This window comes from Streptomyces sp. NBC_01235, assembly GCF_035989285.1.
Taxonomy (GTDB): Bacteria; Actinomycetota; Actinomycetes; order Streptomycetales; family Streptomycetaceae; genus Streptomyces.
In genome coordinates this window covers 7,385,027-7,397,316 of the sequence record NZ_CP108513.1, presented here as the reverse complement: position 1 = coordinate 7,397,316, position 12,290 = coordinate 7,385,027, and the positions used below count along the sequence as shown (strand labels likewise).

11 protein-coding genes are annotated in these 12,290 nt (G+C 69.3%); 5 read left to right on the top strand and 6 right to left on the bottom strand.

Annotation, left to right across the window (positions count from 1 at the left end):
• Positions 1–122 precede the first annotated feature (122 nt).
• Positions 123–380, top strand: a complete 258-nt coding sequence (locus tag OG289_RS33370; RefSeq protein WP_006380970.1) for a WhiB family transcriptional regulator — start codon at positions 123–125, stop codon at positions 378–380.
• A 179-nt stretch (positions 381–559) separates the two neighbouring features.
• Here the strand turns inward: OG289_RS33370 and OG289_RS33365 are convergent, their stop codons facing one another.
• Positions 560–2,035: a sensor histidine kinase gene (locus tag OG289_RS33365; protein WP_327317756.1), complete on the bottom strand. Its 1,476-nt coding sequence runs from the start codon at positions 2,033–2,035 to the stop codon at positions 560–562.
• A 390-nt stretch (positions 2,036–2,425) separates the two neighbouring features.
• Positions 2,426–3,067 (bottom strand): TetR/AcrR family transcriptional regulator, encoded by a 642-nt coding sequence (locus OG289_RS33360; RefSeq protein ID WP_327317755.1) that lies wholly within the window; start codon positions 3,065–3,067, stop codon positions 2,426–2,428.
• Between the two features lie 164 nt (positions 3,068–3,231).
• Between OG289_RS33360 and nagB the strand changes: the two genes are divergently transcribed.
• Positions 3,232–4,017 carry a glucosamine-6-phosphate deaminase gene (nagB, locus tag OG289_RS33355; protein WP_327317754.1) on the top strand — a complete coding sequence of 262 codons (786 nt, stop codon included), beginning with the start codon at positions 3,232–3,234 and terminating at the stop codon, positions 4,015–4,017.
• A gap of 194 nt (positions 4,018–4,211) precedes the next feature.
• Here nagB and OG289_RS33350 read toward each other — a convergent pair whose 3' ends face one another.
• The 4 genes from OG289_RS33350 to OG289_RS33335 all read right to left on the bottom strand — a co-directional run bounded on the left by OG289_RS33350 (position 4,212) and on the right by OG289_RS33335 (position 8,954).
• Positions 4,212–5,750 (bottom strand): glycoside hydrolase family 3 protein, encoded by a 1,539-nt coding sequence (locus OG289_RS33350; RefSeq protein ID WP_327317753.1) that lies wholly within the window; start codon positions 5,748–5,750, stop codon positions 4,212–4,214.
• An 8-nt stretch (positions 5,751–5,758) separates the two neighbouring features.
• Positions 5,759–6,595: a carbohydrate ABC transporter permease gene (locus tag OG289_RS33345; RefSeq protein WP_327317752.1), complete on the bottom strand. Its 837-nt coding sequence runs from the start codon at positions 6,593–6,595 to the stop codon at positions 5,759–5,761.
• Positions 6,592–7,590 carry a carbohydrate ABC transporter permease gene (locus OG289_RS33340; RefSeq protein WP_327317751.1) on the bottom strand — a complete coding sequence of 333 codons (999 nt, stop codon included), beginning with the start codon at positions 7,588–7,590 and terminating at the stop codon, positions 6,592–6,594. The genes OG289_RS33345 and OG289_RS33340 overlap by 4 nt, the downstream gene beginning before the upstream one ends.
• An 83-nt stretch (positions 7,591–7,673) precedes the next feature.
• A complete protein-coding gene (locus tag OG289_RS33335) occupies positions 7,674–8,954 on the bottom strand; it encodes an extracellular solute-binding protein (RefSeq protein WP_327317750.1) in 1,281 nt (426 codons plus the stop codon).
• A 377-nt stretch (positions 8,955–9,331) separates the two neighbouring features.
• On the opposite strand from OG289_RS33335, the gene OG289_RS33330 reads away from it, so the two are divergent.
• From OG289_RS33330 to mctP, 3 genes are all read left to right on the top strand, one after another.
• Positions 9,332–10,096 carry a GntR family transcriptional regulator gene (locus OG289_RS33330; RefSeq protein ID WP_327317749.1) on the top strand — a complete coding sequence of 255 codons (765 nt, stop codon included), beginning with the start codon at positions 9,332–9,334 and terminating at the stop codon, positions 10,094–10,096.
• A 101-nt stretch (positions 10,097–10,197) separates the two neighbouring features.
• On the top strand, positions 10,198–10,458 hold the full coding sequence (locus OG289_RS33325) for a DUF3311 domain-containing protein (RefSeq protein WP_327317748.1): 261 nt from the start codon (positions 10,198–10,200) through the stop codon (positions 10,456–10,458).
• Positions 10,455–12,083 (top strand): monocarboxylate uptake permease MctP, encoded by a 1,629-nt coding sequence (gene mctP, locus OG289_RS33320; RefSeq protein ID WP_327317747.1) that lies wholly within the window; start codon positions 10,455–10,457, stop codon positions 12,081–12,083. The genes OG289_RS33325 and mctP overlap by 4 nt, the downstream gene beginning before the upstream one ends.
• The last annotated feature ends 207 nt before the right edge of the window (positions 12,084–12,290 follow it).

Sequence of the window (12,290 nt, the reverse complement as noted above, 5' to 3'; positions counted from 1 at the left end):
CTCTTCAAACAACAGGACCCCGTCGGCGAACCTGGCGGGCGGCCCTTCACTTGTTGAGGGATTCGTGAAAGCGTTCACATTCACAAGCAACCTGCATGTAATACCAAGGAGAGGTAGCAGCCATGGACTGGCGTCACAACGCCGTTTGCCGCGAGGAAGACCCCGAGCTCTTCTTCCCCATCGGCAACACCGGTCCTGCGCTGCTGCAGATCGAGGAAGCCAAGGCCGTCTGCCGTCGCTGCCCGGTTATGGAGCAGTGTCTGCAGTGGGCGCTCGAGTCCGGCCAGGACTCCGGCGTCTGGGGTGGCCTCAGCGAGGACGAGCGCCGTGCCATGAAGCGCCGCGCCGCCCGCAACCGGGCCCGTCAGGCAACCGCCTGACAACACCCGCCCCGCAAGCCTGAGCTTGGCGGCGCGTACAGCGAGTACGCTTCTCCCGCCCCCGAGCCGCAGCGCGCAGTACCCCCGATGCGCAGCACACGCTGGCAACGAGCATTCGAGCCCCGGACCCCTGAACGGTCCGGGGCTTCTTGCTGTGCCCCGGTCCCCTCACCCATCTCTTACTTCTGTGTCTGCACCGGGATGTCCAGGATCACCTGGGTGCCGCGTTCCGGTGCCGGGACCATGTCGAAGGTTCCGCCCAACTCGCCCTCCACCAGCGTCCGTACGATCTGCAGGCCGAGGTTGCCGGAGGTGTGCGGGTCGAAGCCCTCGGGCAGGCCGACGCCGTCGTCCTGGACGGTGACCAGGAGGCGGGCCTCCTTCGTGGTGCCGCCGCGGACCGCGGAGACCTCGACCGTGCCGGTGTCGCCCTCGCGGAAGCCGTGCTCCAGGGCGTTCTGGAGGATCTCGGTGAGGACCATCGCCAGCGGGGTGGCGACCTCGGCATCCAGGATGCCGAAACGTCCGCTGCGCCGGCCGGCGACCTTGCCCGGCGAGATCTCGTGGACCATCGCCAGCACGCGGTCGGCGATCTCGTCGAACTCCACGCGCTCGTCCAGGTTCTGGGAGAGCGTCTCGTGCACGATGGCGATCGAGCCGACCCGGCGCACGGCCTCTTCGAGGGCCTCCCGGCCGCGCTCGGACTCGATACGGCGGGCCTGGAGGCGCAACAGGGCCGCCACCGTCTGCAGGTTGTTCTTCACCCGGTGGTGGATCTCCCGGATGGTCGCGTCCTTGGTGATCAACTCGCGCTCGCGGCGGCGCAGTTCGGTGACGTCACGGAGCAGGACGAGCGCGCCGATGCGGGTTCCCTTGGGCTTGAGCGGGATCGCCCGGAACTGGATGACCCCGTCGTTGGCCTCGATCTCGAACTCGCGGGGCGCCCAGCCGCTGGCGACCTTGGCGAGCGCCTCGTCCACCGGGCCCCTGGTCGGGGCGAGTTCGGCGGTGGTCAGGCCGAGGTGCTGGCCGACCAGGTCGGAGGCGAGACCCATACGGTGGTAGGCGGACAGCGCGTTCGGGGAGGCGTACTGGACGATGCCGTCGCCGTCGACGCGGATCAGACCGTCGCCCACGCGCGGGGCCGCGTCCATGTCCACCAGCTGGTTGGGGAACGGGAAGGAGCCGGCCGCGATCATCTGCGCGAGGTCGGAGGCGCTCTGGAGGTAGGTGAGCTCCAGGCGGCTGGGGGTGCGCACGGTCAGCAGGTTGGTGTTACGGGCGATGACCCCGAGGACGCGGCCCTCGCGCCGTACGGGGATCGACTCGACCCGGACGGGGACCTCCTCGCGCCACTCCGGGTCGCCCTCGCGCACGATCCGGCCCTCGTCCAGGGCCGCGTCCAGCAGCGGGCGGCGTCCACGCGGCACCAGGTGGCCGACCATGTCGTCCTGGTAGGAGGTGGGGCCGGTGTTGGGGCGCATCTGGGCGACGGAGACATAGCGGGTGCCGTCGCGGGTGGGGACCCACAGGACCAGGTCGGCGAAGGAGAGGTCGGAGAGCAGCTGCCACTCCGAGACCAGCAGGTGGAGCCACTCGAGGTCGGAGTCGTCGAGTGCGGTGTGCTGGCGTACGAGTTCGTTCATGGAGGGCACGTCTGCGAGCGTACCTGGGGGTATGTGCGGGGCCTAAAAACGCCGGGCGGCGCTCGGCCCTCGCGAGGGTTCGCCGAGCAGGCCGCAGGGGCCCGGAAACACCCGCGGGCCGCGGCGCCTGAGAGGGACCCTCAGCCCTCCCGGCACCGCAGCCCGGAGCAATATCGGCCGCGGGGTGTGCGGTCCCGTCGACCGAAGGGTGAGGATCCGGGGCAGTCAGGGCAGAGAGCACCGGTTCCTCGGTCCGCCTTCCTGTGCGGGGAAGACGGAAGTTCTTGGTGTTTCTGGGGTTCTTCCCCGCCATTGTGGACTAGACCACTAGATGTGTCCACGCGTGGGAGCTTGTTCGTTGTTGTGAGTATTCGGACGCCCTACCATCCACAACGCAGCCTAGCCTGTGGGGGTTCCTGTGCGGGGCCAGATGGACAGGGCAATTTCCGCGACCGCCTCCAGTTGCTCCCGGCTCGCCCCGTCGCGCGCCTGTTGCGACATGCCCTGGAAGACCGCGCCCACCACGCGGGCGAGTGCGCCGGTGTCGGTGCCCGCCGGCAGCTCGCCGGCGGCGACGCCCGCCGCGATGCGGGCCTCGACGGCGGCGAGGGTCGCGCCCCGCTGCCGGCGCAGGGCTTCCTCGACCTCGGGGGTGGTGCAGTTGATGGCCGCGTGGATCACCAGGCAGCCGTAGGGGTGGCCGGGGTCGGTGAACTCGGCCGCGGCCTCGCGCAGCAGGCGCTCGACGGCGGCGCGGGCGGTCGGCTCCTCACCCAGGGCGTGCCGCGAGAAGGACCCGTACGTGTCGCCGTAGACGCTCACGACCTCCTCGAACAGCGAACGCTTGTCGCCGAAGGCCGCGTAGAGACTGGGGGCGCCGATGCCCATGATCCGGGTGAGGTCGGAGACGGAGGTCGCCTCGTAGCCGTGCTCCCAGAACGCCAGGACCGCCTTCTCCAGCGCGCTCGCGCGGTCGAAGGAGCGGGGGCGTCCGCGAGGCCGGGCCGCGGGCTCGGCCCGGGTCTGCTCAGTGCTCACCATGAGCACATTTTATAACGGGCATTAGAGAAACGGTGGGGGGCTGCAGTACGGCTTCGCGACCCGCGCTCGCCTGGGACGGGACACCCGACTCTGTTAGATTGAACCCCATAGATTGGTCTAAACCACACGGACTCAAACCGCGGATACGAGAACGGCAGGCCAGCGTGGAAGTTGTCATCGTTGCGGACGCCCGGTCGGGCGGCGAGCTCATCGCCGAGGCCATGGCGCAACTCCTGCGGCGCAAGCCGGACGCCCTGCTCGGCGTGGCCACCGGCTCCACACCGCTGCCCATCTACCAGGCGCTGGCGGCCAAGGTGCGCGCCGGTGCCGTGGACACGGCGCGGGCGCGCATCGCCCAGCTCGACGAATACGTCGGGCTGCCCGCCGAACACCCCGAGTCCTACCGCTCGGTGCTGCGGCGGGAGGTGCTTCAGCCGCTGGGCATCGGCATGGAGGCGTTCCTCGGTCCGGACGGCACCGCCGAGGACGTGCAGGCGGCCTGCGAGGCGTACGACCGTGCGCTGGCCGCGGCCGGCGGCGTGGACCTCCAGCTGCTCGGGATCGGCACCGACGGGCACATCGGGTTCAACGAGCCGTGCTCCTCGCTGGCCTCTCGGACCCGGATCAAGACGTTGACCGAGCAGACCCGGGTGGACAACGCGAGGTTCTTCGACGGCGACATCGAGCAGGTTCCGCACCACGTCATCACGCAGGGCATCGGGACGATCCTGGAGGCGCGGCATCTGGTGCTGCTCGCGACGGGGGAGGGCAAGGCGGACGCGGTCGCGGCGACGGTTGAGGGCCCGGTCGCCGCGGTCTGCCCCGCCTCGGCGCTGCAGCTGCACCCGCATGCGACGGTTGTCGTCGACGAGGCGGCCGCCTCCAAGCTGAAGCTTGCGGACTATTTTCGGCACACATACGCCAACAAGCCGGAGTGGCAGGGAATTTGAGGGTACTGAGAAACCGGTCCCGTCTGCTGGGTTCCGTGCTTTGCGGGATACCGGCAGTCGTGGGCCGGTCGCGCCCACGCGGCGGAGCCGCATAGCGATACAGCCCACACAGCGATACAGCCCCGTGCCCCTACGACGCGACAGGCGCCGGCCCCTTTGCGGAGACCGGCGCCTGTCGCGTCGTAGGGGTTGGGCTACTTCCCGGCGATGACCTCCGCCGCCGCGAGGCCGCAGACACGGGCCGCGCCGTGGGTGGCGATGTGCAGGGCGCCCCGGGGCGGGGCCTGGGGGACGCCCATCTCGACGACGACCGTGTCCGGGCGGGCCGTGAGGAGGGTGTCGAGGGCGGCCTCCATCCAGGGGTGACGGTGCTCGTCGCGGACCACGGCGACGATCCGCCGCTCCCCCGCCGCGGCCAGCGCCGCGGGCCCCGCGTCCGCGCCCGCGAAGCTGCCCGTCTTCGTCCCCGGCAGCAGCCGGACCAGTTCCGCGGCCACGCCCCACGGGGTCTCGCCACCGACGGCGATGTTCGCGACCGGGGTGAACGCGGCGACGTACGGCGCCTCGGTGAGCGGGCTGAAGACCTCGCCGCCGGTGAGCCGGAGGGCACGACGGGCGGCGACCAGGCCGACATCGGCGCGCACGGCGCTGTCCTTCGCGCGCGGGGACGGTGCGGCCTCCCCCTCCGCGGAGGCCATGTTCGCGGCCGTGGGCCCGGGCCCGGTCGCCGTCCACCGGGCCAGCTCCCGTACGCGTTCCGCGGCGTCCGCGAGGCGTTCCTCCGGGAGTTCGCCCGTGCGGACCGCGGAGATCAGGGCGTCGCGCAGGCGGCGTACCGTTTCGTCGTCCGCCAGGCCTCCGCCCACGCAGATGGCGTCGGCACCGGCCGCGATCGCGAGGACGCTGCCCCGCTCGATGCCGTAGGTCGCGGCGACGGCCTGCATCTCCATGCCGTCGGTGACGATCAGACCGCCGTAGCCGAGTTCGTCCCGCAGGAGGGTGGTGAGGATGCGGGGGGACAGGGTTGCCGGGCGGGTGGGGTCCAGGGCGGGGACCAGGATGTGGGCGCTCATCACCGCACGCGTGCCGGCGGCTATGGCCGCGCGGAACGGGATCAGTTCGCGTTCGCCCAGCACGGGCGCCTCGACGTCGATCCTCGGGAGCGCGTGGTGGGAGTCGACGGCCGTGTCGCCGTGGCCCGGGAAGTGCTTGGTGCAGGCGGCCACGCCGGCGGACTGCAGGCCCGTCACGTAGGCGGCGGTGTGGCGGGCGACCAGGTCCGGGTCGGCACCGAAGGAGCGGACACCGATCACCGGGTTGGCGGGGTTGGAGTTGACGTCCGCGGACGGGGCCCAGTTGAGGTTCACCCCGCACTCGGCGAGGCGGCGGCCGAGTTCCGCGGCCACCTCCCGCGTGAGCGCGACGTCGTCCACCGCGCCCAGCGCGTGGTTGCCGGGGAAACCGGACCCGGTGCGCACCTCCAGGCGCGTGACGTCTCCGCCCTCCTCGTCGATCGCGACCAGGACGTCGTCCCGCTCCGCGCGCAACTGGGCGGTCAGGGCGGCGAGTTGTTCGGGTGAGGTGATGTTCCTGCCGAACAGGCCCACCGACGCCAGGCCCTCGCCCAGCCGGCGCAGCAGCCAGTCGGGGGCGGTGGTGCCGGGGAAACCGGGTTGGAGGACCGTCAGGGCGTCGCGCGTGAGCGTGTCGGTGCCGCTGGCGAAAGTCGTCATCGGGGGCGTTATCCCTTCACGGCGCCCGCGGTCAGCCCCGCGGCCATCTTGCGCTGGACGAGGAGGAAGAGGGCGACGATCGGTAGGGCCATCATCGTGGCGCCGGCCATCATCGGGGCGTACTCGGTGCCGTGCTTGGTGGTGAAGTTGCCGAGCCAGACGGTCGCGGTCTGGTTCTTCTGGCTGAGCAGCATCAGGGCGTACAGGTACTCGTTCCAGGCCTGGATGAAGCCGTAGACCGAGGTGGCGACCATGCCGGGGGCGAGGAGGGGGAAGACGACGCGGATGAATGCGCCCGTCCGCGAGCAGCCGTCGACCATGGCCGCCTCCTCCAGCTCCTTCGGGATGTTGACGATGAAGCCGCGCAGCGTCCACACCGTGAAGGGGAGGATGAAGGTCAGGTACGTGATGATCAGGCCGGAGAGCTTGTCGTACTGGTCCAGGTCGTTCAGGAGCAGGAAGACCGGGATGATCATGGCGACGAGCGGGACCATCTGGACGGCCAGGATGCCGACGATCACGACCTTGCGGCCCCGGAAGGCGAACCGGGAGATGGCGAGCGCGGCCAGCATGCCGACGACCACACCGATCGCGACGACGGCGAGAGAGACGATCAGGCTGCGGCCCACCGGGCCCCAGAAGTCGGCGATGTCGAGCGCGCGGCTGAAGTTGGAGAGCGTGAGACCCGTCGGCAGCAGGCTGGGGTCCGGGTCGATGGCGTCCTTCGCCGGCTTGAACGCCGTGTTGAGCATCCAGTAGACGGGGAAGCCGGCGACGGCGAAGACGAGGAGACCGAGAAGGTTCCAGCCGAGGCGCGAGGACCGCCGGGGTGCGAGCGTGCTCATTCGACCTCTCCGATCTTCAGCATCTGGCGCATGTAGACGGCGACCACCCCGAGCAGCAGCAACACGGTGATCAGGGCGATCGCCGAGCCCTGTCCGTAGTCGTTGACGACGAACGCGCGGTCGTAGGAGTACGTCGTCAGGAGCTGGAACTCGGCCTCCGGATGCCCGTTGCGCATGACGAAGACCTGCGGGAAGACGCCCATGTCCCAGATGACCGACAGGGTCGTGAGCATCACGACGACCGGCTTGAGGATGGGCAGGGTGACGTACCGGAAGACGCCCCAGGCACCCGCGCCGTCGAGGCGGGCGGCCTCCTCCAGTTCGCCCGGGACCTGGGTGAGGCCGGCGCTGAGGGTGATGACCACGAAGGGGACCGCGCCCCAGACGACCAGGAGCATGATGACCGCGAGCCCCTGCGGTCCGCTCGCGAACCAGTTGTGGCCGATCAGATCGACGCCCGGCAGCCTGCTCAGGACCGCGTTGAGGATGCCGTAGTCCGCGTCGAACAGCCATTTGAAGACGGTGGTGGCGACGATGACGGGCATGCCCCAACTGGCCACGAGCGCGATGTTGACGAGGGTCTTCACCCAGCCGGAGACCCGCTGGAGCAGCAGCGCGATCAGCATGCCGGCGACCATCGTGAAGACCACGCAGCCGGCCGCGAAGACGATCGTGCGGACCACGACCTGCCAGAACTCGCCGTCGCCCAGCACGCCCGCGAAGTTGTCGAACCCGACCGACTCGGCCGGCTTGAAGCCCCAGAGCTGGGACTGCCCGAACTTCTGGAAGGAGAGGGTGACCAGCCGGACCAGCGGATAGCCCATCACCAGGGCGAGGACCAGCAGGCAGGGGGCGAGCAGCAGCCAGGGGGTGGCGGCCCCGCCGGAACGCCGGCCGCCCCGTGGCCTCTTGGGTCCGGGTTCGCCCACGGACGGTGGTGGTGGCGACTGCCGCGTCGGCGGCACTTCGGCAGTGGTCGTGTCTGCGGCACTCATCCGCGCGCTCCTCAGCGGTCCCTCTGGTCGTACGGGTCGTACGGGGAGCAGGGCCCTGCCTGGCGCAGAGCCCTGCCCTCAGGTCACCTGGTGTTGATGACCTTGTCGATCGCGGCGTCCGCTTCCTTCGCGGCGGCCTCGACGGTCTTCTTGCCGGTGCCGATGTTCTGCAGCATGGTCTGCAGGACCTGGGCCTTCTCGACCTGGCCCCAGCCGGGGGCCATGGGGACGAACCAGTTGGACTCGGCGGCGGTGGCCGGGACGGCCGTCTTCGGGTCGTTCTTGAGGGTCGCGAGGTCGGTCTTGTCGTTGGGCAGGTTGCCCTTGGCCATCAGGCCCTTCTGGCCGGAGGGCCCGGTGAACGCGTTGATCCACTCGGCGGCGAGGGCCTGCGCATCCGACTTCACCGGGACGGCGAGGTCGGAGCCGCCCAGGAAGACGGGGAGGTTCTTGCCGGACGGGCCGGGCATCACGAAGTTCTCGAGGTTGCCCTTGAGCTTGCCGGTCTTGTCGTTCTTCGGGTCCTCGGAGGTCGCGCCCTCCCAGGCCGCGCCGAAGATCATGCCGGACTTGCCCTGGCCGTAGACGATGTAACGGTCGGACTCGTCCTTGGTCTTGTCGCCGTGCATGTACTTGTCGACGACGTTCTTGAAGTCGGTGAGGCCCTTGACCGACTCGGGCGAGGAGAGGCTGCCCTTCCACTGGCCGCCCTCCTCCTTGGCGATGGAGCCGCCGGCGTCGTAGACGAAGGACATGGCCGCGTACCAGTCGCGGGTGGGCTGGTACCAGGCGGAGAACGTGGCGCCCTTCTTCTTCTGGACCTTGTCCAGGGCGGCGGTCAGCTCGGCGTATGTCTTCGGCGTGGACTTGACGCCCACCGAGGCGAAGAGGTCCTTGCGCCAGTTCCCGACCCGGCCGCCGGCGTAGTACGGGACGCCGTAGGTCTTGCCGTCGTACGTCACGGAGGCCTTGAGGCCGTCGAGCCAGGCGGAGGAGTTGTCGAACTTGGCGGTGTCCAGGGGCGCGAAGGCGCCCTTGACCATGTAGCCGAGCATCTCGGTGTTGCCCATCTCGACCACGTCGGGGGCCTTGTCGGTGGCGAGGACCGCGTCGAGCTTGGTGTTCTTGTCCGGCCAGCCGTAGTACTCGTGGTTGATCTTGACGCCGGGGTGCGCCTTCTGCACCGCCGCGTCGGCGGCCTTCACCAGCTCGGGCCAGTTGTTCTGCGCGTCGACGGTGAGCCAGACGGTCAGCTCCTTGGCGTCGGTGCCCTTGGAGTCCCCACTCCCGCTGTCGTCCCCGCACGCCGCGATGGAGACCATCATGCCCGCGATACCGATCGCGGCTATCAGCTTGCGCTTCACGCCATCCTCCTCAGGGATGCCACACCCCCCGCCCACCCACAGGCCGGGACCTGAACCTGGACCAATGGTGTAGACCAGTGCGCAGAGCTTGGCTCAGGCCCATAGGTCTGTCAAGGGTGGTCGAACCCCCTCCGACCAGCCGTTATGGGACCTACATATGCAGGAACCTTTAAGTAAGAAGCCGTCGAAAACCTGGATTCCGAAGGGCGTCGACTCGTAGACCATTTGCCTGGGTGGACTAGACCAGCAAAGGCTGCGACGGTATACAGAGGGGATCACGGAACCGAGGGGCCAGCACCCTCGTGTCCGTGCCACGATGTGAGCCGCGGCCGACGGTGTGTCGGCCATTTCGGCACCCGCAGCCGGGAAGGCAGGCCATGAGCACCGACGTCAGCAGTGCGGAGAACGAGGGTGGGACGACCGTCCGTACCGCGCGTGTGCCCAAGTACTACCGTTTGAAGAAGCACCTGCTCGACATCACGGAGACACAGTCTCCGGGCACCCCGGTCCCGCCGGAGCGCACCCTGGCGGCCGAGTTCGACACCTCGCGCACGACCGTCCGTCAGGCCCTCCAGGAACTCGTGGTCGAGGGCCGCCTGGAACGCATCCAGGGCAAGGGCACCTTCGTCGCCAAGCCGAAGGTCTCCCAGGCGCTCCAACTCACCTCGTACACCGAGGACATGCGCGCCCAGGGCCTCGAACCGACCTCGCAGCTCCTGGACGTCGGCTACATCACCGCCGACGACCGCCTCGCCGAGCTGCTCGACATCACGGCCGGCGGGCGCGTGCTGCGCATCGAGCGGCTGCGCATGGCCAACGGCGAGCCGATGGCGATCGAGACGACCCACCTGTCGGCGAAGCGCTTCCCGGCCCTGCGCAGGTCGCTGGTGAAGTACACCTCGCTGTACACCGCCCTCGCCGAGGTCTACGACGTCCATCTCGCCGAGGCCGAGGAGACCATCGAGACCTCCCTGGCCACCCCGCGCGAGGCGGGCCTTCTCGGCACCGATGTGGGCCTGCCGATGCTGATGCTCTCCCGCCACTCGCTGGACAAGGACGGCCAGCCGGTGGAGTGGGTGCGGTCCGTCTACCGGGGGGACCGGTACAAGTTCGTGGCGCGGCTGAAGCGGCCTGCCGAGTAGAGGGTCTGTGGAGGGTCTTCCGCTGGGCTTATCCGTCACTTACATTGCCTGCGCATTACATCTGTGATCAAGGCGATCAGAGTGAGGGGACGGAGCCGCCGATGTCCGACGAAGCAACGAGGGAACCGGTGGTGACGCCAGTGCGCGTCGTCATCGCCCTCTGTCTGATCTCGCCCTTCGTGGCGATGCTGTGGGTGGGTTCGTACGCGAAGGTGGATCCGGCGTTCATCGGGATCCCCTTCTTCTACTGGTACCAGATGCTCTGGGTGCTGATCTCCACCGCGCTCACGGTGATCGCGTACAAGCTGTGGCAGCGTGACCAGCGCGACCGCAAGGCCCAGGGCGGGGGTGCGGCGAAGTGAACGACGGCGTGAACGGCGTGGCACTCGCCGTCTTCATCTTCTTCTTCCTGGCCGTCACGGCCATGGGTTTCCTGGCCGCGCGCTGGCGCAAGGCCGACAACGAGCACAGTCTCGACGAGTGGGGCCTGGGCGGCCGGTCGTTCGGCACCTGGGTCACCTGGTTCCTGCTCGGCGGCGACCTGTACACGGCGTACACCTTCGTCGCGGTGCCCGCGGCGATCTACGCGGCGGGCGCGGCCGGCTTCTTCGCCGTGCCCTACACGATCCTCGTCTACCCGCTGATCTTCCTGTTCCTGCCCCGCCTGTGGTCGGTCTCCCACAAGCACGGCTACGTCACGACCTCGGACTTCGTGCGCGGCCGGTACGGCTCGAAGGGCCTGTCGCTTGCGGTCGCCGTCACCGGCATCCTGGCGACGATGCCGTACATCGCACTCCAACTGGTCGGCATCCAGGCCGTGCTCGACGTGATGGGCGTCGGCGGCGGCGAGGACACCAACTGGTTCGTGAAGGACCTGCCGCTGCTGATCGCGTTCGGCGTGCTGGCGGCCTACACCTACTCCTCGGGTCTGCGGGCCCCCGCACTGATCGCGTTCGTGAAGGACACGCTGATCTACATCGTCATCGCGGTGGCGATCATCTACATCCCGATCAAGCTGGGCGGCTTCGACGACATCTTCGCCAAGGCGGGCGAGGCGTTCAGCCAGACCAACCAGGCCACGGGCAAGCCGCGCGGCGCGCTGGCCCCGGCGGAACCGGGCCAGTGGACGTACGCGACGCTCGCGCTGGGCTCCGCGCTCGCGCTCTTCATGTACCCGCACTCGATCACCGCGACGCTGTCCTCGCGCAGCCGTGAGGTGATCCGCCGCAACACCACGATCCTGCCGCTGTACTCCCTGATGCTGGGTCTGCTCGCGCTGCTGGGCTTCATGGCGATCGCGGCCGGGGTCAAGGTCACCAACGGGCAGCTGGCGATCCCGCAGCTGTTCGAGAACATGTTCCCCTCCTGGTTCGCGGGGGTGGCGTTCGCGGCGATCGGCATCGGCGCGCTCGTGCCCGCGGCCATCATGTCGATCGCGGCCGCGAACCTCTTCACCCGCAACATCTACCGGGACTTCATCAAGCCGGACGCGACGCCCGCGCAGGAGACCAAGGTCTCCAAGCTGGTCTCGCTGCTGGTGAAGGTGGGAGCCCTGGTCTTCGTCCTCACCATGGACAAGACGGTCGCCATCAACTTCCAGCTCCTGGGCGGCATCTGGATCCTCCAGACCTTCCCGGCCCTGGTCGGCGGCCTCTTCACCCGCTGGTTCCACCGCTGGGCGCTGCTCGCCGGCTGGGCGGTCGGCATGATCTACGGCACCTTCGCCGCCTACGGCGTCGCCTCCCCGACCCAGAAGCACTTCGGCGGCTCGGCGAAGGAGATCCCGGGCATCGGCGAGATCGGCTACATCGGCCTGACGGCGTTCGTCATCAACGTCGTCGTCACGGTGGTCCTCACGTTCGTCCTGAAGGCGGCGAAGGCCCCGGAGGGCGTCGACGAGACCAAGCCGGAGGACTACACGGCGGACGCGGGCGACGCGGGGGTGCAGGTGGAACTGCCGTCGGCGACCGCGGGCACCTCTCACTAGAGGTACCAGGGAGGCGCGGGGCCGTGTCGATATACGGCTCCGCCGGGTGGGCGCGACCAGCCACCCACGACCCGGAGCGGGCCGCCGAGAGCTGGCACCACGGCGGCCCGCTTCGGCATTCCCGTCGGACACCCTTCCCGTCCGACACCCTTCCCGTCGGGGACCCTGGCCACGGGTCCGCCTGGCCATCGCGTCCCAGAACCGGTC